Source organism: Arthrobacter sp. UYCu723 (genome assembly GCF_054059215.1).
In genome coordinates this window covers 2,050,314-2,072,627 of record NZ_JBSSBW010000001.1, presented here as the reverse complement: position 1 = coordinate 2,072,627, position 22,314 = coordinate 2,050,314, and the positions used below count along the sequence as shown (strand labels likewise).

The window sequence follows — 22,314 nt, the reverse complement described above, 5'->3', positions numbered from 1 at the left end:
CGCCGGCCGGCCACGGCTTCCGCCGCCCAGCCGGGCACTCTGAGAACTCGACTCCCTTTCGCCGGTACTAACCGGATCAGGTTCGAGGGTCTGCGGCTGTCCGCACTCTCAGCGCCCACCGGTGGTTTTCCCTGGATTCCTCCAGCGATGCCCGACGGCGGCGCTCCCCTGTCGTATATAGAATCGCCCTTGTGGGCACTGTCCAGTTTACACCCGGCGGGACCGGCTTCCCGTGCCCAGCTGTCACATTCCGGGCGGTGACCGCACGGCGCGGCCTGCACGGCCGGGTCCAACCGTCAGGGCCGGGACGCTAGGCTGGGGGAAGCCCTGTTCCCTCCCGCAAGGAGTCCGAAGAATGAACATCTTCATCAAACTGCTCGGCACCGGCATCAGCCTGCTCGCCGGGTACGTCGGCACCAAGCTCGTCGACACCGTCTGGGAAAAGTCCACCGGCAACAAGCCGCCCAAGGGCCACCACGACGACATCCCCACCACGCTGCGCTCGGCCCTGACCTTCGCGCTGATCTCCGCAGCGGTCAGCGCCATCATCCAGGTCCTCGCCAACCGCGGCACCCAGCGCGCCATCACCCGTTTCGCCAAGTCCCAGGACATCGTCTAGGCGCATCGTCTAGCACCGGTCACCGGCGGCCCCGGCCACCGCCTTCGGTCCAGGTCACCGGCGGTTCCGGCCGCCGCCGTCGTCGGCTGAGTCGTCGTCGAAACCGCTCTTGCCCGCGGCCTGCTGCACCACGGCCTCCAGCTCATCGGCACTGAGCAGCTCCGGATGGAGGTGCTTGGTGCGGTAACCGGCCCGGCCCACCATGTGGGCGGACACCGGCACGGTGAGCAGCTGGAAGATCCAGGCCACCACGAGCACCGGCCACACCCACCAGGTGCGCATCTGCAGGCCCACCGCGCAGAGCAGCAGGAACAGGCCGAGCACCTGCGGCTTCGTGGCCGCGTGGATCCTGCTCATCAGATCGGGGAAGCGCAGCAGGCCCACGGCCGCGCCGAGGGACATCAGCGCGCCGACCACCATGAACGCGGCAGAGACGGCGTCGATCACGGTATCGCCGGAGAACGTCTCAGGATTCACGGGCATGCCCCCGCCGGTCGGCGACGAACCGGGCCACGGTCACCGAGCCGATGAACCCGATGATGGACACGGCGACAAGCAGCATGAGGTTGTTGAGGTGCCGGTTCACCGCCATGTCGATGCACAGCGCCGCACCCAGAATGGCCAGCAGCACGTCGGCGGCGAGCACCCGGTCCAGCAGCGAAGGGCCCCTCGCGATCCGGATGATCGCCCCCGCGGCGGCCAGGGACAGCACCACGGCGGTCACGGTCAGGACAAGCGGCATCATGCGCCCACCTCCTGGTTGAGGGCGGACAGTTCGTCCTTGGTGCCCATGATCCGGATCAGCCCGGCCTCGGTGTCGCGGACTTCCTTGCGGAGCTTGGCGGCGTCCTCGGCGTTGCGGACGTTCACGCCGTGGATGTAGAGCGTGGACGTGGACCTGTCCACCTCCACCACGAGCGAGCCGGGGATCAGCGAGATCACGTGCCCGGTGGCGGTCACCAGCAGGTCCGAGTGGCTCCGCAGCGGGACGGCGACGACGGCGCTGATCACCTTGGGGCCCTTGGCCACGGCAAGGTAGAGGACCTGGAAGCTCGCTGCCACGACTTTGACCAGAAAGGTCAGGGCAAAGGGGATGGCGAGGAGCCCGTTGAAGCGCCCGCCCAGCTCCACCGGCGGCAGGTAGAACAGCCTGGCCACGACCACGGCGACGAGGGCGCCGAAAAGCAGGTTGCCCGGGCTGAAGTCCTGCCAGAGGGCGCCCCAGACAATCACGAGCCAGACCAGCAGCGGGAGTTCCTGCCGCAGTGAGATCCGCTTCCGGCTCATTTCTGCACGCCCTGCTGGGCAGGCTGCTGGGCGCCCTGCTGCTGGGCGGGCTGCTGGGCGGGCTGTGCCAGGGCCGGAACCGGCGTGTCCCCGCCGAGGACGGCCCGGATGTAGGCGGTGCGGTCCAGCATCTCCGCGGCGGACTGATCCGCCACCTTGAACAGCGGCCCGGCGAAGACGGTCAGCGCGACGCCGAAGATCACCAGGCCCAGGGTGGAGCCCACCATGGTCCGCGGCAACAGGGTGACGTTGCGTTTCCCCGCGCGGTGCCCGGTGGCCGAGTCCTCCGGGGCGGCCAGGAGCACAGGGTCAGGGTGTTCGGCGTCCTCGGGTTTGCGCCAGAACGCGCGGTTCCAGACCCGCGCGACCGCCAGCAGGGTCAGCAGGCTGGTCAGCACTCCCCCGACCACCAGGGCGTAGGCCAGCGGGGTGCCCAGCTGCACGCCGGCCTGCAGGAGCCCCAGCTTGGCCAGGAAGCCGGACAACGGGGGGATTCCCGCCAGGTTCATGGCGGGAACGAAGAACAGCACGGCCAGCACCGGGGAGAGCTTGGCCAGGCCGGCGACTCGGTCCATGGAGGAGCTCCCGCCCCGGCGCTCAATCAGGCCTGTCACCAGGAACAGGCTGGTCTGGATGGTGATGTGGTGGGCTACGTAGAAGACGGCCGCGCCCAGGCCGGCCACCGAGGACATTGCCAGCCCGAACACCATGTAGCCGATGTGGCTCACCAGGGTGAAGGACAGCAGTCTCTTGATGTCGCTCTGGGCCAGGGCGCCCAAAATTCCCACCACCATGGTCAGCAAGGCGGCGACCATCAGCGGGGAATTGAAGGTGTCCCCCGGGAAGAGCAGCGTCTCGGTGCGCACCATTGCGTATACGCCCACCTTGGTCAGCAGCCCGGCGAACACTGCCGTGACCGGGGCGGGGGCCGTCGGGTAGGAGTCCGGAAGCCAGAAGGACAGCGGGAAGACCGCGGCCTTGATCCCGAACGCGACGAGCAGCATGACGTGCAGCAGGTTCCGCGTGCCCTGGTCCACGTCGGCGAGCTTGACGGCAAGGTCGGCCATGTTGATGGTTCCGGTGGCGCCGTAGATCATGGCGATCGCGATCAGGAAGAGCACCGAGGACACCACCGAGACCACCACGTAGGTCACGCCGGCCCGGATCCGCGGCCCCGTCCCGCCCAGCGTCATCAGCACGTAGCTGGCGGTCAGGAGGATCTCGAAGCCCACATAGAGATTGAACAGATCCCCGGACAGGAAGGCGTTGGAGACCCCGGCCACCAGGATCAGGTAGGTCGGGTGGAAGATCGAGACGGGGGCGTCCTGATCGCCGTCGGCCATGCCCTGACCGGTGGCGTAGACCAGCACGGCGAGGCTCACGGCGGAGGAGACCACCAGCATCAGCGAGGAGAACTGGTCCACCACCATCACGATGCCCCAGGGCGGGAGCCAGCCGCCGAGGTTGACCGCCGCGGTGCCGCCCTCCCAGACGGACGCGAGCAGCAGGCATTCGAGCAGCAGCGTCAGGGACAGCAGCGAGATGCTGACGGCCCGCTGGGCCCGCGAGTGCCGGATCAGCAGGAAGGTCAGGGCGGCGCCCAGGATGGGAAGTACGACGGCGAGCGGGGCGAAACTGGCGATGTTCACTTATCGCCTCCTTCCGGGACTGGTGGGGTCACGTTGAGCGAGCCGGGCTGTTCTTCCGCGGCCGTGTTTTCGGCGTTGAGCTTGCGGTCGGCCACCTGGACGGTGGCGGCGCCGGTCCCGGCAGCGTTGCTTCCGGGGGTGTCGGAGATCCCGCCACCGTCCGAACCGATCATGGTGAGCGGGAATTCGGAGGTCTCGACCGGGATCACGGAGTCATCCTCGGCGTCGAAGCTGGGCGTCTCGGCGACGCGGCGGTCCTCGGCGTCGTCCTGGATTTCGTCCTGGCGGGCCAGCACCCAGGTGCGGTAGATGATGCCGAGCATGAACGCCGTGACCGCAAAGGAGATCACGATCGAGGTCAGGATCAGCGCCTGCGGCAGCGGGTCGTTGTAGTCCCGAGGCGCGGTGTCCCTGCTGAACATCGGCGCCAGCCCGGCGTAGCCGCCGGTGGCGAGGATCAACAGGTTGGTGGCGTTCGCCAGCAGCATGAGGCCCAGGAGCACCCGGGTGAGGCTGCGCTCCAGGATCAGGTAGATGCCGCAGGCGTACAGCGCACCCATGACCGTCAGCAGGGTCAGGTTGACGCTCATGCCCTCCCCCTGGCAGTGGCTTCGGCGGCCGCTTGGTCCGGGGCCCCGCCGGCTTCCTGGTCGTCGGACGGTTCTGCCGGATGCTCTTCGAAGTGCTCGTCGATTTCCGCGCCGAGGCTGCGGAGCACGTCCAGTGCCAGGCCCACGACCACCGTGTAGACGCCGATGTCGAAGAGGGTGGAGGTGACGAATTTGATGTCCCCGAAGACCGGCAGCCAGAGTTCGATGATGGCGCTCTGGAACACCTGGCCGCCGAGCAGCAGGGGTGCCACCCCGGAGGCAGCGGCCGTGGCGAGTCCGATCCCCAGCAGGGCGCCGGCGCTGACGGGGGTTGCTTCGCGCAGCTCGTACCGGCCGCCGGCGAGGTAGCGCATGGTCAGGGCCAGGCCCGCGGTGAGGCCGCCTGCGAAGCCTCCGCCGGGCAGGTTGTGGCCGGCCAGGAGCAGGTAGACCGAGAACACGATCATGGAGTGGAAGATCATCCGGGTGACAACCTCGAAGATGATCGAGCGCCGTTCCGGTGCCAGGGTCCGCCCCGCCACGAGCCACTCGTCGCGGCTTGAGGCGGCAAAGCGGCGGCTCATGGCCAGGGCGGCGTTGTCGCGGGTGTTGCCCCGCCCGGCGCCGCGGCCGGGCTTCCGGCGGCCCACGGTCCCCTCAGCGACGGTGGACGCGGGCCGGAGGCCGTCCCCGCGGCCGCGGACGAAGATGAGGCTGGCAACCCCGGTGGCCGCCAGGGCCAGCACGGAAATCTCGCCGAAAGTGTCCCAGGCCCGGATGTCCACGAGGGTCACGTTGACAATGTTGAGCCCTCCGCCGCCTTCGTAGGCCAGTCTCGGGAATTCAAGCGAGACCGGTTCGGCCACGCGGGCGCCCAGCGCGTAGATGGCGACGAAGACCATCGTGATGCCGAAGGCGGCGCCGATGATGACGCGGATGACCCGGTATTTCCCGCCGGTGCGGTCCCGCAGTTCGGCGGGCAGGCTCCGCATGGCCAGCACAAACGCGACCAGGATGATGGTCTCCACCAGCATCTGGGTCAGGGCGAGGTCCGGGGCGCCCTGCAGCGCGAACATCAGGGCGATGCCGTAGCCCGTGACGGACACCATCAGCACTGCCAGGAAGCGCTTGTTGGCGCGCACCGCGGCCAGCGCCCCGATCACGATGCCGGTGCCCACCACGAGCTGCAGCGGAGAGTTCGGATCAATGAAGTAGAGGTCGCCGGGCAGCGGCTTCCCGGCCATCAACAGCGCCGTGAGCGGGAGGACGAATGCCACGGTGAGGATGACGGACAGGTAGAAGAACAGCGAACCACGCTGGGTCCGTCCGGTGACCCAGACGGCGGCGTCGTCGAGGGCCCCGACGGCCGACTGGTAGCTGCGGTCGCCGTCGATCCAGCCGGGGACCAGACTCTGCAGACGCGACACGGCGTTGCGGCCGTAAAACATGGCCAGGCCGAGCGCGAAGGTAATGGCGGTCAGTGCCAGTGCCGGGGTGAAGCCGTGCCACAGCGAGAGATGACCGGCTGCGCCGACCGCGCCGGCTGCGGATCCGGTGTCGTCCGCTGGCCCGCCCGGGAAGAGGGCGGCGTAGGGCTGGATCCAGCCGTCCACCGGGTCCGGCCACACCCCGTAGACGATGGTCAGCAGGCTCAGGCCGGCCGGGGCGGCGAGGAACGCCGGCTTGATCGGCTTGAACGGGGTGGTCTCCACGCCGGGCTTGACGGCGAAGGCTCCCCACATGAAGCGGGCGCTGTAGGCGAAGGTGAGGATGGGGCCGAGGACCAGTCCGGTCAGCAGCACCGGTCCCCACGGGCCCGCGGCGGGGCCGCTTCCGTAGTGGACGAAGGCCTCGAAGACGGATTCCTTGGCCACGAAGCCGGCCAGCGGCGGGATGCCGGCCATCGAGGCCGCACCGATCGCGGCGACGACGGCCAGCGCCCGGGCGGAGCCGTAGACACCGGAAAGCTTGCGGATGTCGCGGGTTCCGGCCTGGTGGTCGATGATGCCCACTACGAGGAAGAGCGTCCCCTTGAAAAGCCCGTGAGCCAGGAGCAGGGCCAGGCCGGCGAGGGCGGCATCGGGCTTTCCTAGTCCCACCACCATGGTCAGGAAGCCGAGCTGGCTGACGGTGCCGTAGGCGAGGATGAGCTTGATGTCCGTCTGGCGGAGTGCGCGGTAGCCGCCGACGAGCATGGTGGCCAGGCCCAGTCCCAGCACCACGGGCAGCCAGAACGCGGTTTCCGCGAAGCCCGGGGCGAGCCGCGCCACGAGGTAGATGCCGGCTTTCACCATCGCTGCGGCGTGCAGGTAGGCGCTGACGGGCGTCGGGGCCGCCATGGCGCCGGGGAGCCAGAAATGGAAGGGGACGAGGGCCGATTTGGTGATCGCACCGATCAGGATGAGGACGACGGCGGCGCCGACGGCCGCCCCGTCCGGTCCCGTGACCAGCGCCGGGGCCTGCTCCAGGATGGCCGAAATCCGGTACGTCCCCGCGCTGACGCCCAGCATGATCAGGCCCACCAGCATCGCCAGCCCGCCGGCGGTGGTCACCATCAGGGCCTGCAGGGCCGAGCGGCGGGCCGACAGCCGGGTGCGGGCGTAACCGATCAGCAGGTAGGACAGCACGGTGGTCAGTTCCCAGAAGACAAACATCAGGAGCAGATCGTCCGCGGCGACCAGCCCGAACATGGCGCCGGCGAACGCCAGCAGCTGTGCGCCGAAGCCGCCGAGGTACTCGTCCTTGTCCTTGAAGTACCGGGCACAGTAGACGAGCACGAGCGCCCCGACGCCGAGGATCAGCAGCGACATGACCCAGGCCAGGGCGTCCATCCGGAAGGCGAGCTCAAGCTGCAGCCCCGGGATCCACGGCAGCACCTCGGCCGTACCGGCGGCGTGCAGGGTGCCGGTGTCCGGATAGACGGCGCCGTGCTGCAGGATGAGCCAGATGAACGACGCTGCCGGCACGGCCGCGAGGGCGTAGAACGAGTTCCTGCCGAACCTCCGGAAGAGCAAGGGCGCCACAGCAGCCACCGCAAAGTGCACGGCAAGGACTGTGATCACTGGTATCTCCGCAACGTCAGGAATTCGATTGTCAAAAAGTTGGAGCAGACGGTCATTCGTTAGGTTCGGTCCGGACAGTTTACCAAGCGTGCACAAATTCTTTCACCCGGAGTGCCCGTCGCCGTGTTGGCTGCGGATACTATTCACGCTATGAACTCCGCTGCTGCCCCCGAGGCCATGCGCCCTGCCTCGGAACTGGAATCCGGTAGCCAGATCCCGCACAAGGGCCGCGTGCTGGCGTGGGCGGCCTGGGACTGGGGATCGGCAGCCTTCAACGCCGTCATGACCACCTTCGTCTTCACCGTCTACCTGACCTCCAATGCCTTCGGCGGAGAGGACCAGGCCTCCGCGGTCCTCGGCGGAGCGCTGGCCATCGCCGGCGCGGCCATCGCCCTGCTGGCACCGGTCACCGGGCAGCGCTCGGATGCGGGGGGCCGGCGCAAGCTGTGGCTGGGGGTCAACACGGCCGCCGTCGCGCTCCTGACGGGCCTGTGCTTCTTCGTCTTCCCGCGGCCGGAGTTCCTGCTGCTTGGCGTGACGCTGATTGCATTGGGCAACGTGTTTTTCGAGTTCGCCGGCGTCAACTACAACGCCATGCTCGCCCAGGTTTCCACCCCCCGGAACATTGGCAAGGTGAGCGGTTTCGGCTGGGGCATGGGCTACCTCGGCGGCATTGCGGCCCTGCTGATTGTGCTCCAGTTGTTCGTCCAGCCCAGCTTTGACTGGTTCGGCGCGTCCACCGCCGACAGCCTGAACATCCGCCTGGTGGCCGTGTTCTCGGCCCTGTGGTTCTTCATCTTCGCTCTCCCGGTGCTGTTCGCCGTGCCGGAGCCGGCCAGGACCAAGCACGGAGCCGGGCTGGGGCTCCTGGCGTCATACGGCCTGCTGGTCCGGCGCATTCGGGCAATCTACAAGACCAGTCCGCACACGATCTACTTCCTGCTGGCGAGCGCCGTCTTCCGTGACGGGCTGGCGGCAGTCTTCACCTTCGGCGGGATCATTGCAGCCGGCACCTTCGGGTTCGCCCTCAAGGAGGTCATCTTCTTCGCCATCTTCGGCAACGTCGTGGCTGCCGCGGGCGCCGTCCTGGGCGGTTTCCTCGACGACAGGGTGGGGCCGAAGGCGGTCATCATCGGCTCGCTGACCGGACTGCTGATCGCCGGCTCGATGATCCTGGTGCTCGGCAACGGCAACTATTCCTTTCTCGGCATGGACTGGGCCGGGACAACCACCTTCTGGATCTTCGGGCTGTTCCTGTGCCTCTTCGTAGGGCCGGCGCAGTCCTCCTCCCGCGCCTACCTGGCCCGGCTCGCCCCGCACGGTGAGTCCGGCGAGCTGTTCGGCCTGTATGCCACCACGGGCCGTGCCGTCAGCTTCCTCGCCCCCGCCCTCTTCACCCTCTGCATCACCGTCGCCGCCCCGCTCGTGGCTCCGGGCGAAGCGCAGCGCTGGGGCATCCTCGGCATCATGGTGGTGCTGCTGGCCGGGCTGCTGGTCCTGCTGCCGGTCAAGCCGCCGGGCACGCCGGAAAGCGCCGTGGTGCCCCGCGCCTGAAGCCGCCCGAAAATCCCCGCTGCGCACTAGGCTGGGAGCATGAACGTGGATGAGACAGACCTCCCCGGCCTCGGCCGGCGCAAGGACTTCATGACCGCCTCGGGGCGCCGGATCGGCGTCGTGGAATACCGTGAAGGCCAGACCGAACTGATCGTCTCCACCTGGGACGATCCGGACACCTGCCAGGCGTCCATCCCGCTGACCGCCGACGAGGCCGCCGCGCTGGGCAACCTCCTGGGCGGACAACGCCTGGCCATGCAGCTTTCGGAAGAACACCGGGAAATCCCCGGAATCGTCACCCGGCAGTTCTCCATTGGCGGGGAGTCGCCCTTCCACAACCAGCCCATGGGCAAGGCCTGCATCCGGACCCGCAGCGGCGTCTCGATCGTGGCCATCATGCGCGAAGGCGAGGTGCTCCCTTCACCCGGGCCCGACGTCGTCCTGCACCCCGGTGACCTGCTCGTTGCGGTGGGAACGCAAGAAGGCCTGGATACAGCGGCCAGCATCCTGCGCAACGGATAAGCTGCATGGATCCGCTCGCACTGACCCTGATCGAGCTGGGGGCCCTCGTCTTCTGCCTCGGCCTGCTGGCGAGGCTGGCCGGGCGGATCGGGATGTCCCCCATCCCGCTCTATTTGGTGGGCGGGCTGTTCTTCGGGGCTGGAGGCCTCGTCAAGCTCGAAGGCATGCACGAGTTTGCACATCTCTCCAGCGAGATCGGCGTGATCCTGTTGCTGCTTATGCTCGGTCTGGAATATACGGCGGCGGAGCTTGTCACAGGGCTGCGGCGGTCCTGGCAGGCCGGCGTCCTTGACCTGGTCCTGAACTTCCTCCCCGGCGCCGGGCTGGCGGTGATGCTGGGCTGGGGGCTGGTGGGGGCCATGGTGATGGGCGGGGTCACGTATATCTCCTCCTCCGGCATCGCGGCCAAGGTAATCACCGACCTGGGCCGGATCGGCAACCGCGAGACCCCGGCAGTGCTCTCGATCCTCGTGTTTGAGGACCTCGCCATGGCCGTCTATCTGCCGGTCCTGACGGCGACCCTGGCCGGTGTCAGCTTCGTTGTGGGCCTGCAGACCGTGGGGATATCGCTTGCGGTCGTCACCGTGGTGCTGATCGTGGCCCTGCGGCACGGCCACCATGTATCCAAGGCGGTGCACAGCGAGAACTCAGAGGTTTTCCTGCTCAACCTGCTCGGGGCCGCCCTCCTCGTGGCCGGGCTCGCCGCCGCCATGCAGGTGTCCGCCGCCGTGGGCGCCTTCATGCTGGGCATTGCCATTTCCGGCGCCACCGCGCACAGCGCCACCCGGATCCTGGAGCCGCTGCGGGACCTCTTCGCGGCCATCTTCTTCGTGGTTTTCGGCCTCAACACGGACCCCGCGACCATCCCGCCGGTGCTCGGCTGGGCGCTTCTGCTGGCACTCGTCACGGCGGCCACCAAGATGATCACCGGAATCTGGGCGGCGAAGCGGGCCGGGATCGGGCTGCCTGGCCGCTTCCGCGCCGGCGCCGCGCTGATCGCCCGCGGCGAGTTCTCGATCGTCATCGCGGGCCTGGCCGTCGCCTCCGGCGTGGTCCCGCAGGAGCTCGCGGCCCTCGCCACGGCCTACGTGCTGATCATGGCCATCACGGGCCCGCTCGCGGCAAAATTCGTGGAACCAGTCGTCGCAATGTTCCGCCGTCCGGCGAAACCGCAGGCTGTGCGCACGGCCGAGGGACTCTAGCAGCAGGCACGGACCTCTAGTAGTACTTAGTTAGGTCGGCGTGGCGGCTTTTAATCCCTGACCGATCCTGTTAATTTTCGAGGCATGAAACCGGATGAGCTTGCCGAGACCAAAGCGGAACTGGAAGCGTTCGTTCAGGATGTGTTCGCGTCGCTTCCGCGTAAGGATCAGCGGAACAAGGGGAACCTGTATCTGCACGGTCTGATGCTGGACGGGCGGCGGAAATCGATGCAGCCGATGGGCGGCCGGCTCGGGGTCGATTACCAGCAGCTGCAGCAGTTCGTCTCGTCCTCGCCGTGGAAGCTCGAGCCGGTCCGCCGGGTCCTGGTGCGCAAGGCCGTCGAGGTGATCGGCCCCGACGCGTGGGTGGTTGACGATACCGGTTTCAAGAAGGACGGCGGCTCCTCGCCGTGCGTTGCCCGGCAGTATTCGGGCACCCTGGGCAAGATCGGCAACTGCCAGATCGCCGTCAGCATCCACGCGGCCACCGACCAGGCGTCCTGCCCGCTGGACTGGCGGCTCTATGTGCCGGAAGCCTGGGATGACACGTCCGCAGACACGAACGCCCACGCCGAAATGATCGCCGCCCGCCGGGCCAAGGCGCAGATCCCCGAGATGCAACGCCATCGTACGAAGTGGGCGATGGCGCTGGAAATGATCGACGAACTCGGCGCCTGGGGGTACCGGCCCCCGATCATGGTCGGGGACGCCGGCTATGGCGAGATCACCGCGTTCCGGTCCGGGCTCAGCGAACGAACGATCCCCTACATGGTCGCCGTCAAGCACTCGACGACCGCGCACCTCCAAGACGCAGCCATCGGCGTGGCCGAGTACGCCGGCAAAGGCCCCCGCTCAAACCAGCGCCGATACCTGGACGCCCCAAAGTCACTCAAAGACCTCGTCATGGACGCCGGCCGCCGGAAGCTACATCAGGTCACCTGGCGGCACGGCACCAAGTCCACCACCAGCAACAAACCCGCGTCGATGACCTCCAGGTTCATCGCACTGCGGGTCCGGGCAGCCAACCGCGATATCCCCCGCGCCGAGGACGGTTCCCTCCCCGCCGAGTGGCTGCTCGCCGAATGGCCCAAAGGCGCACCCGCGCCCACCGACTACTGGCTCTCCACCTTGCCGGAGACGACACCGCTGAAGGAACTCGTCCGGATCGCCAAAATCCGGTGGCGCATCGAGCACGACTACCGCGAACTGAAGACCGGTCTCGGCCTCGACCACTTCGAAGGCCGCACCTGGCTGGGCTGGCACCACCACGCCACCCTCGTCACCGCCGCCCACCTCTTCATCACCACGCTGCGCCTGACACGCCCAAAAGCGCCTGGGGCAGCCTGAGTCTCTACGGCATCCTCCGCGAGCTCCAACACCTCGTCGCCGTCCGGACCGGCTACTGCCCCTACTGCCAACCGCGAGCTCCAACCTAACTAAGTACTACTAGGTGCGTGGGTCAGTTATGAGGGCGCCGGTTTTTAAAACGCCGGCGGATTTACGAGGCCCTGGCTTTGGTGGCTGGGAGAATCGGGGGCATGGATACCGGTTCTTCCGCGCAGGATGGTTTGTTCGACGAGTCGGTCGTGGAGCGGGTCGAGCAGCCCACCGTTGTGCCGATGGATGCCAACGGCGGGATGAAGAAGCGTTTCAAGGCGTTCGAGCCCGGAGCGGTGATGCTGGTCCCGCCGTCGCTGGATGAGTGGTTGCCCCAGGGCCATCTGGCGCGGTTTATTGGCGAGCTTGTGGACGGGGAACTGGATCTGACCCGCTTCTATGCCTCCTATGCCAAGGCCAAGGGCCAGCCGCCGTATGATCCGCGGTTGATGCTGCGGATCGTGCTGTACGGGTATTGCGTCGGGGTGCGGTCCTCGCGGGAACTGGAAAAGGCCTGCACGGACGTGGTCGCGTTCCGCTGGCTGGCCGCCCAGCAGGCCCCGGATTTCCGGTCCATCGCCCGGTTCCGCGAACGCCACCTCGCGGCGTTGGCCAACGTGTTCCTGCAGGCGCTGGAGCTCTGCCGGGCCGCGGGCATGGTCTCGTTGGGCCATGTGGCACTGGACGGGACGAAGGTGCGGGCCAACGCCTCCCGGCACAAGGCCATGAGCTATTCCCGGCTGACGGAGAAGCAAAAGGTGTTGGCCGATGAGATCAGCGACCTGATGGCGGAGGCCAAGACCGTGGACGCGGCCGAGGACGCCCGCTTCGGGCCGGGCAAACGCGGCGATGAGCTGCCCGTCGAACTGGCAAACCGGGCCCGGCGCGCCGCCGCGATGGCCGCCGCCCGGGAATCCCTCGAAGCCGAAGCCGCGGAGAAGGCCCGCCGTGAGGCCCAGGCGAAGGCCCGGGACCGTGGGGACGATGACGAGGATGTCTCCGGCAAGGGCGAAGCGGCCGCGTCGGCGGCGGAACCAAAACCGACGGCGCAACGCAACTTTACCGACCCTGACGCCCGGATCATGAAGACCGCGGACGGTTCCTACCACTACTGCTACAACGGGCAGGCCGTCGTTGATAAAGATCACCAGGTCATCGTGGCCACGGAGTTGAACAACACCGCGGTGGACGTGCAGCAACTGGTCCCGATGGTTCAGAACGCCCAAGAGACCCTGAAGGCCATGCCCGGGAAGTGGAGCGCCGACGCCGGGTATTGCTCGGCGGCGAACCTCGAACACGTCAAAGACCTTGAAGCCAGTGGAACCACGGAGTTCTTCATCTCCACCAGGCGGATGAAACACGGACGCCCGGTCCCCGAATCACCCAGGGGCAGGATCCCGGCAAACGCCACCCCGGCCGAGCGAATGGCCCGGAAACTGAAAACGAAGAAGGGCCGGGCGGTCTACGCACGGCGCAAAGCCATCGTGGAACCGGTCTTCGGACAGATCCACACCCGGCAAGGCAAACACGTCCTCTTGCGCGGACTCGAGAAAGCATCCGGGGAGTGGAAGCTGATGGCCGGCTGCCACAACCTGCTCAAACTCTTCAGCCACAGGGCCCAACCCGCCTGAACACCCCCGGGGGTGCCCCGGGATCAGACCTGCAGAACCGAACCCCGGGCCGCAGGAGCCACTCCAGGTCTCCCGCCGGCAAAATGCCAGAGGCCCGCCCCCTTTTTTCCAGAAAAAGGAGACCGGCCACCGGCCGCCGTGGTGCAAGCCTGCGAAACCGTCAAACCACTACCGACTCATGCACCTAGTAGTACTTAGTTAGGTCGGCGTGGCGGCTTTTAATCCCTGACCGATCCTGTTAATTTTCGAGGCATGAAACCGGATGAGCTTGCCGAGACCAAAGCGGAACTGGAAGCGTTCGTTCAGGATGTGTTCGCGTCGCTTCCGCGTAAGGATCAGCGGAACAAGGGGAACCTGTATCTGCACGGTCTGATGCTGGACGGGCGGCGGAAATCGATGCAGCCGATGGGCGGCCGGCTCGGGGTCGATTACCAGCAGCTGCAGCAGTTCGTCTCGTCCTCGCCGTGGAAGCTCGAGCCGGTCCGCCGGGTCCTGGTGCGCAAGGCCGTCGAGGTGATCGGCCCCGACGCGTGGGTGGTTGACGATACCGGTTTCAAGAAGGACGGCGGCTCCTCGCCGTGCGTTGCCCGGCAGTATTCGGGCACCCTGGGCAAGATCGGCAACTGCCAGATCGCCGTCAGCATCCACGCGGCCACCGACCAGGCGTCCTGCCCGCTGGACTGGCGGCTCTATGTGCCGGAAGCCTGGGATGACACGTCCGCAGACACGAACGCCCACGCCGAAATGATCGCCGCCCGCCGGGCCAAGGCGCAGATCCCCGAGATGCAACGCCATCGTACGAAGTGGGCGATGGCGCTGGAAATGATCGACGAACTCGGCGCCTGGGGGTACCGGCCCCCGATCATGGTCGGGGACGCCGGCTATGGCGAGATCACCGCGTTCCGGTCCGGGCTCAGCGAACGAACGATCCCCTACATGGTCGCCGTCAAGCACTCGACGACCGCGCACCTCCAAGACGCAGCCATCGGCGTGGCCGAGTACGCCGGCAAAGGCCCCCGCTCAAACCAGCGCCGATACCTGGACGCCCCAAAGTCACTCAAAGACCTCGTCATGGACGCCGGCCGCCGGAAGCTACATCAGGTCACCTGGCGGCACGGCACCAAGTCCACCACCAGCAACAAACCCGCGTCGATGACCTCCAGGTTCATCGCACTGCGGGTCCGGGCAGCCAACCGCGATATCCCCCGCGCCGAGGACGGTTCCCTCCCCGCCGAGTGGCTGCTCGCCGAATGGCCCAAAGGCGCACCCGCGCCCACCGACTACTGGCTCTCCACCTTGCCGGAGACGACACCGCTGAAGGAACTCGTCCGGATCGCCAAAATCCGGTGGCGCATCGAGCACGACTACCGCGAACTGAAGACCGGTCTCGGCCTCGACCACTTCGAAGGCCGCACCTGGCTGGGCTGGCACCACCACGCCACCCTCGTCACCGCCGCCCACCTCTTCATCACCACGCTGCGCCTGACACGCCCAAAAGCGCCTGGGGCAGCCTGAGTCTCTACGGCATCCTCCGCGAGCTCCAACACCTCGTCGCCGTCCGGACCGGCTACTGCCCCTACTGCCAACCGCGAGCTCCAACCTAACTAAGTACTACTAGGGCCGGCCGGCCCTAGAGGTCCGTGCGGTGGAAATTCAGGTGGCTGCGGCTTGCCGTGGGGCCACGCTGGCCCTGGTACCGGTTGCCGTACTCGCCCGAGCCGTAAGGGTGCTCGGCTGCCGAGGAGAGCCGGAAGAAGCACAGCTGGCCGATCTTCATCCCCGGCCACAGCTTGATGGGCAGCGTCGCCATATTGGACAGCTCCAGGGTGACATGGCCGGAGAATCCGGGGTCGATGAAGCCCGCGGTGGAGTGCGTGAGCAAGCCCAGCCGGCCCAGGGACGACTTGCCTTCCAGCCGGGCGGCGACATCGTCCGGCAATGACACGGTTTCGTAGGTCGAGCCCAGGACAAACTCCCCCGGGTGCAGAATGAACGGCTCGCCGGACTCGACCTCGACGAGGCGGGTCAGCTCAGGCTGTTCCTCCGCCGGATCGATGTGGGCGTATTTGTGGTTGTCGAAGAGACGGAAGAACTTGTCGATCCGGACGTCCACCGACGATGGCTGAACCATGGCAGGGTCGAACGGCTCCAGAACAATCCGCTGGGAGTCTATTTCGGCACGAATGTCGCGGTCTGAGATCAGCACAGGATCAAAAATACCGTACTCACTGCGGGCTGACCGCAGGCCGGGTTGTGTGGGGCGACTGTTACGGCCAGTGCTACCGGCGGGTACCGGCGCCTCTATTCTGAGTGCGGCATGTCTTCCAGCACCGTCTTGAGCCGCTCCAGCTGGCAGACCTCAGCCTTCATCGCCCGTCGGGACGGGAACCCGAGCCGGGCCAGGATCCCTTTCGGCTCGCACTCCAGGGCGAAGCGTACCCGCGTGCGCGGACCTTCCGTACTCAGGTAGTAGCCGCCGCGCGGGCGGTCTGGGCCGACGATGACCTGGTACTGGATCTCTGCCCCCGGCCGGGCTTCGATGATCTCGAAATCACCGGCGACGGGCCGGCCGCCCGGTCCGGTAAGGGTCTGCCGGTAGATTGCCCCCTTGGCCCCCTGGGCCCCGGATTCCAGCTCGATGCTGCGGATTCCGGCACGCCAGCGCGGGAGATTCCGGGCGTCCACGAGGAAGTTGTAAACGCTCATTGCGTCGCTCTGGATGACGACGTCGTACTCTGCGAATGCCACGGAAATCCTTGCTCGGCGGACGGCTGAAGGCGTAGCCCGCTTCCCCGGAACTGCAGCTAACCCTTTCAGGATAGACAGCAAGGCCAGCCTCGCACGGTTACGGGGCGGGCCTTTATCGAAGAGTTACAGGGCTCCACGGGCTGTGCCTTCATCTCGGGACCAGGGCGTCCCTGCTGCCGGGGCTGGGATCACTTTCCCGGCCCAGTTGGGGCAGGATGTGGTTTATGTCAATTGATGTCGAAGCGGTGCGCCGGCAGACCCGTGGTGTCCTGAGCGTGACCCATCTGAACAATGCGGGAAGTTCGCTGGTCCCCAGTCCTGTGATGGACACGGTGGTGGGTCATTTACGCCGTGAGGAGGAGATCGGCGGCTATGAAGCGGCGGAGGAGGCTGCTGATCGGCTGGAGAACGTGTACTCCTCGGTGGCGCGGCTGATCGGGGCGGAGCCGAACGAGATAGCCCTGGCCGAGAACGGCAGCCGCGCCTGGGCGATGGCGGTGTACAGTTTCCCCTTTGTCCCCCGGACGCGGCTGCTGATCGGCCGCACCGAGTATGCCGGCAACGTCATTGCGCTGCGGCAGCTTGCATGTCGGAACGATCTGGAGATTGTGGTGCTCGACGACGATCCGCACGGGCAAGTAGACGTGGAGCACCTGCAGCGAGAGCTTGAGCGCGGAAACGTGGCCATGGTCGCCCTGACACATGTGCCCATGGCCAACGGACTGGTAAATCCGGCGGCGGACGTGGGCAGACGCTGCCGCGCTGCTGGGGTGATGTTTGTGCTCGACGCATGCCAGTCCGTGGGCCAGATGCCGTTGGACGTGCAGTCATTGGGCTGCGACGTGCTGGCTGGAACGGGACGGAAGTTTCTGCGCGGACCGCGCGGCACCGCGTTCCTCTATGTGCGCGCCTCGGTCCTGGAACGGCTTGAGCCGGCCATGCTGGACGGGCATTCCGCCGCTCCGACCGGTGCCGCGGGCTTTGAAGTTCGTGGCGATGCCCGGCGTTTCGAGAGCTGGGAGACCAGTGCCGCCGGAAGGCTGGGCCTGGGTCGGGCCGCCGAGTACGCCCTGGCACTGGGCCTGGACGCTGTGCAGGAGCGTGTTGTCGGGCTCGCGGAGCAGTTGCGGTCCGAACTGGCGGCGGTTCCCGCGGTCACTGTCCACGACCGCGGGATCACCCGATGCGGCATCGTCACCTTTTCGGTGAGGGGAAGCGAGGCCAGGAACATCAGGACCCGGCTGGCGGGCCACCGGATCAATGTCTCCGTGGCACCCCTGACCTCCTCCGCGGTCGACTCCGTCCTCACGGGGACACGACAAGGGCCGGAAATGATGGTGCGGGCCTCGGTGCACTACTACAACACCGAGACCGAGATTCAGCGACTCGTCGGCGTCCTTCGGTCAGGGGATAAGTGACGGCATCCGTCCACCGCCCGTCCTAGATGGCTTCGGCCAGGGTCATCGCGTAACGGTTCTGCCGATCGGTCCACTGCCCGGCGGCGGAGAACCCCGCTGCCTCCATCTCTTCGACCACGCCCTCAAGGCGGAACTTGGCCGAAATCTCCGTTCGCAGTTCTTCCCCCTCGCGGAACCGGACGTCCATGTCCACCCCCGGCAGGCGCACCAGCATTGGCCTGCTGGCCCGCAGCCGCATCTCGATCCACTCCTCCTGGGGCATCCACACCGCCACATGCTCAAAAGCCATCACGTCGAAATCGGCGCCCAGCTCGGTATTGAGCACGCGCAGCACGTTCCGGTTAAAGTCGGCCGTGACCCCCTCCGCGTCGGCGTAGGCCGGAACAAGGACACGCGGTGACTTCACCAGATCCGTGCCAAGAAGCAGCGAACCACCCTCGCAGCCGAGCAGCTCGCGGACGTTGGCGAGAAAACGGGCCCTGGCCGCCGGCTCAAAATTACCGATGGTGCCGCCCAGGAACGCGACCATGCGGCGTCCCGCTCGCGGCAGCAGGTGCAGCTGGGTCTCGAAATCCGCTGCCACGGCCTGCAGTTCAAGGTCGGGAAAGGCAGGAGCCAATTCGTTTCGGGCATCCAGCAGTGCGCTGTCGCTGACATCCACGGCAACGTACCGGCGAAGAGATCCCGCTTCTCTCAGGGCGTTGAGCAGCAGCGGGGTCTTCCGGGAAGATCCGGACCCGAGCTCGATCAGCGTCTCCGCAGGGCTCGCGGCCGCCATCTCTGCTGCGTAGAGCTCCAGCACCTCACGTTCGGCCCGTGTCGGGTAGTACTCCGGCAGGTCTGTGATGCGCTCAAACAGTTCGCTGCCCAGCTTGTCATAGAACCACTTGGGCGGCAGCGTTTTCGGCGACGCGGTGAGCCCTGCGCGCACATCGGCGCGCAGGCTGCGCCCCAGGTGGTCCGGAGGCAGGTGATGAATGATGTCAGGGCGATCGGCGGAGCGGTTCATGGGGCCACCTGTTCCTTCGTGAGGTTGGGAATCGGACGTATGTCGACGTGGCCGGCGGTGGCGGTCAGAAGGCAGTTGTCCGGCACCTCATGCCAGCCGGGGCCGTCGTCGAAGGGTTCACTGGCCACCACGACACTCCCGGGGCCGGCTCGCCAAAAAAGGGAATCCCCGGCGGCCGTGGCCGCGATGCCCGTGCCGTCGGTGAGTAGAAAGTTCAGTCTGCCGCCGGTGATGGCAGCGACATTGCTGACCACGTGCGTCAGCGCATCCCCGGCGGAGTCCCCCGCGGCCAGCCGTTCCAGGACGAGTGCCCAGAGCAGGGCGGAGTCGACCTGGGCTTCAAGTGCCAGCAGACGGGCGGGCGGAAGTGAGGCGGCCAGACCCTCCAATGCATCCGGCCAGCCCTCGACGCGGCCGTTGTGGCTGAAGAGCCAGGGGCCGTGCGTATAGGGGGCGGCGGCTGACTCATCCTGCGTCATCCCTGATGTCGCGGATCGGACGGCCGCGAGGACGGCGCCGCTGGTGGTAACCCTGGCGATGTCGGCGAAGGACCTGTCCGCCCAGATGGGGATGGCGCGGCGGTAACGGGCAGGTAGGGGATCCCCCGGGGCGTACCATCCGACGCCGAAACCGTCAGCGTTTACTGTCCCGTTCCGCTGACGTCTGGGTGCCCAGGACTGCGTCAAAAGCCCATGGTCGGGGGTAAGCAGCAGCTCCGCCAGCGGCATCGGGGACCCGATATAGGCGAGATGACGACACATGGAGCTAACGGACCTCGGCCAGTGTGGCGTCGCGCGCCGTGCGGAATCCGGCAAAGATTTGCCGTCGGACCGGGTAGTCCCAATTCCGGAAGGTCCCCCGGCACGCGGCTGGGTCCGCCGCCCAGGAGCCTCCGCGCAACACCTTGTAGTCGGACCCGAAAAACACTTCGCTGTATTCCTGATACGGGAACGCGTTGAATCCGGGGTAGGGGCGGAAGTCACTGGCGACCCATTCCCAGACATCACCGATGAGCTGCCGGACCCCCAGCGGTGATGCTCCGGCCGGATAGGAGCCTGCGGGCGAAGGCCGGAGGGCTGATCCGCCCAGGTTCGCGTGATGGGCTGCAGGATCTTCATCTCCCCACGGGTAGCGCCGCGAACACCCGGACCGGGGGTCATAGCGCGCTGCCTTCTCCCACTCTGCCTCGGTGGGAAGCCGGCGCCCGGCCCAGCGGGCGTACGCGTCCGCTTCAAACCAGCACACGTGCTGCACCGGCTCATCTTCCGGCACCGATTCAACGACGCCGAACCTGGTCCGGATCCAGCGGTCACCGTCGCGTTCCCAGTACTTGGGCGCCACCAACCCGGCTTCCCTCACGTGGTTCCAACCCTGGGCGGTCCACCAGCGAGGGTTTCGGTAGCCGCCGTCGTCGATGAAACACCGGTAGGCACCGTTGGTCACCGGAATGGTGTCGATCAAGTAGTCAGGCACATCCACCTTATGGGCTGGACGTTCGTTGTCCAGTGCCCACGGCTCCACCGAGGTCCCCATCATGAACGGCCCGGCCGGGACCAGCACCTCCTTCGCCGTAGAGTGCCGGTCCGTGGGCCGGTCCGTGGCCAACACAGCCTCCGCCAAGGTCCGGGCCTGCAGGACCGGCATGCCGACGCGGAGCTGGTGCGTGGCCAGCATCGTCTCGTCGTGCTGCTGCTCGTGCTGGATGATCATTCCGAAGGCGAAGCCCCGATCCACCAGCGGCGCGCCTTCCAAAGGGGTCCGGTCCAGGATATCGAGCACTTTGGCACGGACCTGGGCAATGTACTTTCGAGACTCCTCCGGCGAGAGCAACGGCAGCGAGGGCCGGCTGCTTCGCGGATGCTGGAACGCGTCGTACATCTGGTCGATGTCGCACCGCAGCGGCTCCATTTTGCCGACGTCGCGCACCAGCCAGAGTTCCTCCTGGCTGCCGACATGCGCCAAGTCCCAGACCAGCGGTGACATCAGCGGTGAGTGCTGCTTCAGCAGATCCTCGTTGTCGCACTCGGTCAGCGCGTGCGTGCGATTCCGGGCCCTTTCCAGTCCGTCGGCGATGAAGGCCCTGAGAGTGTCTGGGGCGGTATCGGCTCCGGGAAGGTTATCTGGCATTTTCGCGATCCTCCTCGTACTCTGACGGACCAAAATAACTGCCAGTACGTTGCCAGCGGTCCAGTCGCTCCTCCGCAGGGCACCGACCCCGCGCCGTATAGCGGTCAACGAAATCTTGCGCCCGTGTGCGCGTGGCGGCGTCGGCCCCCAAACGGGGCAATGCCATCAGCGCGGCCTCGGCGCAGCCGAGGGCCGCCGAGGCGAGCAAGGGATCCGCCAGCGCGTGACGGGCGGCGGTCCTGATCGGATCGGACAGGGAAGCAACCGGGGCGCAGGCCTCTGCGGCGAGGTCGGCTGCGTGTTCGTCGTCCATGAGTGCGGTTACCATGGCCGTGACCGGCTCCCAATCACTGCCTGCCTGTGCGTCGATCACCCTGATCTCCATGAACCCCCGTGGCCGGACAGGCGGGAACAGGGTTGTCAGGTGGTATTCCAGGTCACCCAGCGTGGCGGGCCTTGGTCCTTCCCCGCGCAGCCAGTTCCGCATCGTCAGCCCGCGCGGCGCTTTCCAGGAAGCCCCCTCCGAGGGGATGCACAGCACCAGCGCATCGAGCGCGTACCGTGCCCAGGCCAGGCGCGGGTCCACCGCGGCTGGGACTGTGGCGGTCCGGGTAGGGTCCATGGTCAGCCAGATACGCTGCCGGTTGCTGTACCAGCCGCTGGGGACGCCGTGAAGGAAAGGGGAATTGGCGAACATTGCAACGAGGACCGGCAGGAGATTGTTCAGCCGCGCCCAACGTTGCGCTGCGCCGCTGGACCCGGGATTGTCGAATCCGGCATCCAGTGAAATCTGCAGAGAAGCCGTGGAACACATCATCGTTCGTCCGGCGGGGCCGAAGCGGTCGAAATGTTGCTCCATGGCGGCATACCGTGGATGATCCAATGACCTCACGGGTGGCCGACCAGGGTCCAGAGCCACCTGGCCGAAGCAAAGGCCGGCGGCCGCCAGTAAGGTCTCAACGGCTGCAAGGTCTGCGCGGGTCGCCGTGACGAGAGCGGGTAGACCAGGCGCGCAGGCTGAGCTTACCTCCAGCTGACCGCCCGGCTCAAAGGTGATCACTCCCCCGCCGGGCAGCGGTCCCTCCGATGACGCCATGGCGTCGCTGACCCGTGCAACCGGAACCGGAAACTGAGGATTCGAGACGTCGTGGACCAATCGCTCGACCTCCACCCCGGCAGCACCCGGCGGGCCAGTCTTAAAGCACACGGAGGCAACATACACCTCGGCATCGGACTCGGAGAGCGGACGGATGTCACGCCCGGGCTGCAATGCAGAGTTCACGCCACACCATTCCTTCCGCGGCGGTTGTCTTCAAGCGGCAAGCTAAACAGCCCACTTTCTGCCTTGTCAACGCCCCAGCCTGATGTCATCAGTGCTAAAGCGGCGGCGGAACGGTCTCCTCGCCGGTGAACTCAGCCTTCAAAACCGCCACACAAAACCCACGGAGAGGCGATTTCACACCGGAACCACAGCGGCAGATTCAGATCCCCGGATGGATGGGTCGGCGTGAAGTTCGCT

20 protein-coding genes and 1 riboswitch are annotated in these 22,314 nt (G+C 66.9%); of the genes, 8 read left to right on the top strand and 12 right to left on the bottom strand.

Features of this window, described 5'->3' with window-relative positions:
- Positions 1–35: 35 nt before the first annotated feature.
- Positions 36–180: riboswitch (TPP riboswitch) on the bottom strand.
- Between the two features lie 175 nt (positions 181–355).
- Positions 356–619: a DUF4235 domain-containing protein gene (locus ACVWZ8_RS09720; protein ID WP_426979543.1), complete on the top strand. Its 264-nt coding sequence runs from the start codon at positions 356–358 to the stop codon at positions 617–619.
- 54 nt (positions 620–673) lie between these two features.
- Here ACVWZ8_RS09720 and mnhG read toward each other — a convergent pair whose 3' ends face one another.
- The 6 genes from mnhG to ACVWZ8_RS09690 are packed head-to-tail and all read right to left on the bottom strand — an operon-like array spanning position 674 to position 7,207.
- Entirely contained in the window at positions 674–1,096 is a 423-nt protein-coding gene (mnhG, locus tag ACVWZ8_RS09715) for a monovalent cation/H(+) antiporter subunit G (RefSeq protein ID WP_456504513.1), read from the bottom strand.
- Positions 1,086–1,364, bottom strand: a complete 279-nt coding sequence (locus ACVWZ8_RS09710; protein ID WP_456504512.1) for a monovalent cation/H+ antiporter complex subunit F — start codon at positions 1,362–1,364, stop codon at positions 1,086–1,088. Before ACVWZ8_RS09710 ends, mnhG begins: the two co-directional genes overlap by 11 nt.
- Positions 1,361–1,906: a Na+/H+ antiporter subunit E gene (locus ACVWZ8_RS09705; RefSeq protein ID WP_426979546.1), complete on the bottom strand. Its 546-nt coding sequence runs from the start codon at positions 1,904–1,906 to the stop codon at positions 1,361–1,363. The genes ACVWZ8_RS09710 and ACVWZ8_RS09705 overlap by 4 nt, the downstream gene beginning before the upstream one ends.
- Positions 1,903–3,555 (bottom strand): Na+/H+ antiporter subunit D, encoded by a 1,653-nt coding sequence (locus ACVWZ8_RS09700; protein WP_456504511.1) that lies wholly within the window; start codon positions 3,553–3,555, stop codon positions 1,903–1,905. The genes ACVWZ8_RS09705 and ACVWZ8_RS09700 overlap by 4 nt, the downstream gene beginning before the upstream one ends.
- Positions 3,552–4,145, bottom strand: a complete 594-nt coding sequence (locus tag ACVWZ8_RS09695) for a Na(+)/H(+) antiporter subunit C (RefSeq protein WP_426979548.1) — start codon at positions 4,143–4,145, stop codon at positions 3,552–3,554. The genes ACVWZ8_RS09700 and ACVWZ8_RS09695 overlap by 4 nt, the downstream gene beginning before the upstream one ends.
- On the bottom strand, positions 4,142–7,207 hold the full coding sequence (locus ACVWZ8_RS09690) for a Na+/H+ antiporter subunit A (RefSeq protein ID WP_456504510.1): 3,066 nt from the start codon (positions 7,205–7,207) through the stop codon (positions 4,142–4,144). The genes ACVWZ8_RS09695 and ACVWZ8_RS09690 overlap by 4 nt, the downstream gene beginning before the upstream one ends.
- A gap of 150 nt (positions 7,208–7,357) precedes the next feature.
- On the opposite strand from ACVWZ8_RS09690, the gene ACVWZ8_RS09685 reads away from it, so the two are divergent.
- The 6 genes from ACVWZ8_RS09685 (at position 7,358) to ACVWZ8_RS09660 (ending at position 15,008) form a co-directional block, all read left to right on the top strand.
- Positions 7,358–8,761 carry an MFS transporter gene (locus ACVWZ8_RS09685; RefSeq protein WP_426979550.1) on the top strand — a complete coding sequence of 468 codons (1,404 nt, stop codon included), beginning with the start codon at positions 7,358–7,360 and terminating at the stop codon, positions 8,759–8,761.
- Positions 8,762–8,800: 39 nt separating this feature from the next.
- On the top strand, positions 8,801–9,283 hold the full coding sequence (locus ACVWZ8_RS09680) for a cation:proton antiporter regulatory subunit (RefSeq protein WP_426979551.1): 483 nt from the start codon (positions 8,801–8,803) through the stop codon (positions 9,281–9,283).
- 5 nt (positions 9,284–9,288) lie between these two features.
- Positions 9,289–10,485, top strand: coding sequence for a cation:proton antiporter (locus ACVWZ8_RS09675; protein ID WP_456504509.1), 1,197 nt, complete (start codon positions 9,289–9,291; stop codon positions 10,483–10,485).
- An 84-nt stretch (positions 10,486–10,569) separates the two neighbouring features.
- A complete protein-coding gene (locus ACVWZ8_RS09670; RefSeq protein ID WP_456504078.1) occupies positions 10,570–11,832 on the top strand; it encodes an IS701 family transposase in 1,263 nt (420 codons plus the stop codon).
- Between the two features lie 290 nt (positions 11,833–12,122).
- Positions 12,123–13,493, top strand: coding sequence for an IS1182 family transposase (locus tag ACVWZ8_RS09665; protein ID WP_456505929.1), 1,371 nt, complete (start codon positions 12,123–12,125; stop codon positions 13,491–13,493).
- 252 nt (positions 13,494–13,745) lie between these two features.
- Positions 13,746–15,008: an IS701 family transposase gene (locus ACVWZ8_RS09660; protein WP_456504078.1), complete on the top strand. Its 1,263-nt coding sequence runs from the start codon at positions 13,746–13,748 to the stop codon at positions 15,006–15,008.
- A gap of 115 nt (positions 15,009–15,123) precedes the next feature.
- Here ACVWZ8_RS09660 and dcd read toward each other — a convergent pair whose 3' ends face one another.
- Positions 15,124–15,699: a dCTP deaminase gene (gene dcd, locus ACVWZ8_RS09655; RefSeq protein ID WP_426979553.1), complete on the bottom strand. Its 576-nt coding sequence runs from the start codon at positions 15,697–15,699 to the stop codon at positions 15,124–15,126.
- A 95-nt stretch (positions 15,700–15,794) separates the two neighbouring features.
- The gene (locus tag ACVWZ8_RS09650; RefSeq protein ID WP_426979554.1) at positions 15,795–16,241 is read right to left on the bottom strand and encodes an SRPBCC family protein; all 447 of its coding nucleotides are present in this window, start codon (positions 16,239–16,241) and stop codon (positions 15,795–15,797) included.
- 224 nt (positions 16,242–16,465) lie between these two features.
- On the opposite strand from ACVWZ8_RS09650, the gene ACVWZ8_RS09645 reads away from it, so the two are divergent.
- Positions 16,466–17,659 (top strand): aminotransferase class V-fold PLP-dependent enzyme, encoded by a 1,194-nt coding sequence (locus ACVWZ8_RS09645; protein ID WP_456504508.1) that lies wholly within the window; start codon positions 16,466–16,468, stop codon positions 17,657–17,659.
- Between the two features lie 22 nt (positions 17,660–17,681).
- Here ACVWZ8_RS09645 and egtD read toward each other — a convergent pair whose 3' ends face one another.
- From egtD to egtA, 4 genes are read right to left on the bottom strand one after another with little or no spacing between them, the layout of a single operon-like run.
- Positions 17,682–18,668 carry an L-histidine N(alpha)-methyltransferase gene (gene egtD, locus ACVWZ8_RS09640; protein ID WP_456504507.1) on the bottom strand — a complete coding sequence of 329 codons (987 nt, stop codon included), beginning with the start codon at positions 18,666–18,668 and terminating at the stop codon, positions 17,682–17,684.
- Complete coding sequence (egtC, locus tag ACVWZ8_RS09635; protein ID WP_456504506.1) at positions 18,665–19,429, bottom strand: ergothioneine biosynthesis protein EgtC; 765 nt, start codon at positions 19,427–19,429, stop codon at positions 18,665–18,667. The genes egtD and egtC overlap by 4 nt, the downstream gene beginning before the upstream one ends.
- A gap of 4 nt (positions 19,430–19,433) precedes the next feature.
- On the bottom strand, positions 19,434–20,795 hold the full coding sequence (gene egtB, locus ACVWZ8_RS09630) for an ergothioneine biosynthesis protein EgtB (protein WP_456504505.1): 1,362 nt from the start codon (positions 20,793–20,795) through the stop codon (positions 19,434–19,436).
- The gene (egtA, locus tag ACVWZ8_RS09625) at positions 20,785–22,002 is read right to left on the bottom strand and encodes an ergothioneine biosynthesis glutamate--cysteine ligase EgtA (protein ID WP_456505928.1); all 1,218 of its coding nucleotides are present in this window, start codon (positions 22,000–22,002) and stop codon (positions 20,785–20,787) included. The genes egtB and egtA overlap by 11 nt, the downstream gene beginning before the upstream one ends.
- Positions 22,003–22,314: the final 312 nt, after the last annotated feature.

Bases quoted from the DNA above. Each gene is read 5' to 3' on its own strand.
- ACVWZ8_RS09660 (WP_456504078.1), top strand. From the start codon at position 13,746: ATGAAACCGGATGAGCTTGCCGAGACCAAAGCGGAACTGGAAGCGTTC.
- ACVWZ8_RS09645 (WP_456504508.1), top strand. From the start codon at position 16,466: ATGTCAATTGATGTCGAAGCGGTGCGCCGGCAGACCCGTGGTGTCCTG.
- egtD (WP_456504507.1), bottom strand. From the start codon at position 18,668: ATGAACCGCTCCGCCGATCGCCCTGACATCATTCATCACCTGCCTCCG.
- ACVWZ8_RS09695 (WP_426979548.1), bottom strand. From the start codon at position 4,145: ATGAGCGTCAACCTGACCCTGCTGACGGTCATGGGTGCGCTGTACGCC.
- egtC (WP_456504506.1), bottom strand. From the start codon at position 19,429: ATGTGTCGTCATCTCGCCTATATCGGGTCCCCGATGCCGCTGGCGGAG.
- ACVWZ8_RS09705 (WP_426979546.1), bottom strand. From the start codon at position 1,906: ATGAGCCGGAAGCGGATCTCACTGCGGCAGGAACTCCCGCTGCTGGTC.
- ACVWZ8_RS09685 (WP_426979550.1), top strand. From the start codon at position 7,358: ATGAACTCCGCTGCTGCCCCCGAGGCCATGCGCCCTGCCTCGGAACTG.
- ACVWZ8_RS09670 (WP_456504078.1), top strand. From the start codon at position 10,570: ATGAAACCGGATGAGCTTGCCGAGACCAAAGCGGAACTGGAAGCGTTC.
- ACVWZ8_RS09710 (WP_456504512.1), bottom strand. From the start codon at position 1,364: ATGATGCCGCTTGTCCTGACCGTGACCGCCGTGGTGCTGTCCCTGGCC.
- ACVWZ8_RS09675 (WP_456504509.1), top strand. From the start codon at position 9,289: ATGGATCCGCTCGCACTGACCCTGATCGAGCTGGGGGCCCTCGTCTTC.
- ACVWZ8_RS09665 (WP_456505929.1), top strand. From the start codon at position 12,123: ATGAAGAAGCGTTTCAAGGCGTTCGAGCCCGGAGCGGTGATGCTGGTC.
- ACVWZ8_RS09720 (WP_426979543.1), top strand. From the start codon at position 356: ATGAACATCTTCATCAAACTGCTCGGCACCGGCATCAGCCTGCTCGCC.
- ACVWZ8_RS09680 (WP_426979551.1), top strand. From the start codon at position 8,801: ATGAACGTGGATGAGACAGACCTCCCCGGCCTCGGCCGGCGCAAGGAC.
- egtB (WP_456504505.1), bottom strand. From the start codon at position 20,795: ATGCCAGATAACCTTCCCGGAGCCGATACCGCCCCAGACACTCTCAGG.